We start from the raw sequence: 2,124 nt of genomic DNA on the forward strand, positions 1-2,124 counted from the left end.
GCCGACGAGATCCTCGCCGCCGTCAAACGCTTCTGCCAGAAAACAATGAAGCGAACTTCGGATTCAGGTGACTAGCGCGGAGACCCCATGAGCTTGGCAATGACGGCATAGGCGCTGGTGTCGAGCCTCCACGACCAAGGCTTGAGCTGTTCGCCTGTGATCAGCGCTGCGCGCTCTGCCTGGCGCGGTGGCGGCGTCAAGAAGTCGAGCACCCCATTCGCCCGATCGTAGCGCAGCACTGGGTCGCCGTGCGCTAGCGTTAGGCCAACGACAATCCATCGCCAGATGTCGCGCGACGGCGGTTGCCACAGCGTCGTATCCTTGCCGGCGACATGAAGCACGACGTTCTTGAGCGTGTATCCTGTACGGATTGCGGCCGGATAGAAGCCCTCCGCTTCAACCCGGCTCCAGCGTCCTGATGGGGCGGGGTCGGCGCGCCCGAAAAATTCTGCGCGGCCACTTACAACTGCAACGGCGTTCGGCTCGTCGAGCGAATAACGCTCCCCGCTTGCTGCCAGCGCTTGAGAGAATGCGAATAGCGTGCGCGCATCGCTCTCGGGCGCGTCAGCACAGCCAAGCTCAACCAGCGCATTACGCCATTCAGGGCGGCCGAGTTCATCGTTCAGCGCGATCGTGACACCATCGCTCGGCGACGTTTCTGCGGCAAACTGGCGGACCGTGCCTGTCCCGAGGCGGCTTGAACCTAGCAAGCTGACGCGGTCGCCGTCCCAGTCGATCAGTCTGGGAGGCGTTCCGGCATAGCCCCGACCTGCACTGGTCGCATATTCCTCAAGGTCGCCGCTCAGCAGCATCAGATCGATCGCCGCGTCGGTCTTCTCGCGGATCATGGCCTCGTCCAAATCAAACGGACGATAGGCTTCCTTCAGGCCGCTGGTGATCCGACCTCGACTGACAAAACCCGCTTCGAAGACAGCGCTGCGGATGTGCTCGACAACCGCGGGAAGCGATGGCGAGTCAGCGTCATCCGCCGTGTATCCAATCGCCTCACTCCAGGCGTCCAACATGGTCATTCGTCGGCACCCGTTGCTATCGCAGCCGCAAGTGCGACATCGAGGCTCTCTTTGGCCGCACGATCATGCGCGACGATGACCAGATGCGAGCGCGCACGAGTCAGCGCGACATAGAGATCGCTGACGGTGAACAAGCTGCCCAAGCCGGAAAAATCGCAAAGGATCACTACATCCGCCTCGAGCCCTTTGAAACTGCGCGCAGTGCTGCACAAGATCCCCTTTCCGTCGCGCCACTGCGACGCGTCGTCGATGAGCGGTACCCCGTCGATCGCGCTGACGGTGGCTAGCGGCCCCTTCGCTTTGCTTGCCGGACCAAGGATCGCGATCTGGCGCGGTTCGAGCCGATGGTTTTTGAGCAGTGAGCGTACTTCTTGCTGCAAAAGGCCACTGATCGCAGTCGGTGTCTGCGGGACGATCAGCTTTGGGGGTCGACCGAGCGGCGCCAGTTCGAACGGCTCGCTAGCGACGTCGGTCGCGGCATTGGCGCAGGCGACGATCCGCCGCGTATTGCGGCAATTGACATCAAGCGCGAAGCGGAACGCGCCATCGAGCGGCGGATCGACAGGATCGCGGCGTAGACTCTGCGCCTTGTCGAGGAAAGCCCAGACCGTGCCCTTGCGGTCGCACAGATATTCGAGCGCGTCCCACCAGGAGGGCGAAAAGTCCTGCGCTTCGTCAACGACCATCGCGTCGAACGGCGGCTCGCCACCATACAGGTCGAGGGCGGCCTCGGCGAGCAAGTCGGGGGCCTTTTCATCCCACCAGCGGGCGGCGTCCTGCTGGTTAACGGTGAAGTCGACTTCCCCCGCTTTGCACAAGTCCGATGCCAGCCGGTGGAAGTTCTGCACCGTGATCTTGCCACCATTTTCGGCAAGATCGGCCGCCATTTCCTCGCGTATCCATTTGGCGAGTTCGGCGTTGAAGCAGGTGAACAGGACCGCATTGTGCGTCGTGGCCAATGAGCGTGCGCGCTGCATCGCAAGCAGCGTCTTGCCCGATAGGGAGATGGTCGAGATATTATCGCTTGTCCTGCAACATGACGAACAAGCGGTGCTCTGTGCCGTCGAGCTCGCTCTGGAGGCTGGCGTTCCGA

General features: G+C 62.2%; 2 protein-coding genes. Both read right to left on the reverse strand.

Annotated features, from left to right (window positions below):
- Positions 1-71: 71 nt before the first annotated feature.
- Entirely contained in the window at positions 72-1,031 is a 960-nt protein-coding gene (locus L3X40_RS21635; RefSeq protein WP_237367396.1) for a hypothetical protein, read from the reverse strand.
- Positions 1,028-2,008, reverse strand: coding sequence for an ATP-binding domain-containing protein (locus L3X40_RS21640; RefSeq protein WP_237367397.1), 981 nt, complete (start codon positions 2,006-2,008; stop codon positions 1,028-1,030). Before L3X40_RS21640 ends, L3X40_RS21635 begins: the two co-directional genes overlap by 4 nt.
- Between the last annotated feature and the right edge of the window lie 116 nt (positions 2,009-2,124).

The organism is Rhizorhapis sp. SPR117, assembly GCF_021742065.1.

Excerpts from the sequence above, each read along its gene's own strand:
- L3X40_RS21635 (WP_237367396.1), bottom strand. The coding sequence starts at position 1,031 with ATGACCATGTTGGACGCCTGGAGTGAGGCGATTGGATACACGGCGGAT.
- L3X40_RS21640 (WP_237367397.1), bottom strand. The coding sequence starts at position 2,008 with ATGCAGCGCGCACGCTCATTGGCCACGACGCACAATGCGGTCCTGTTC.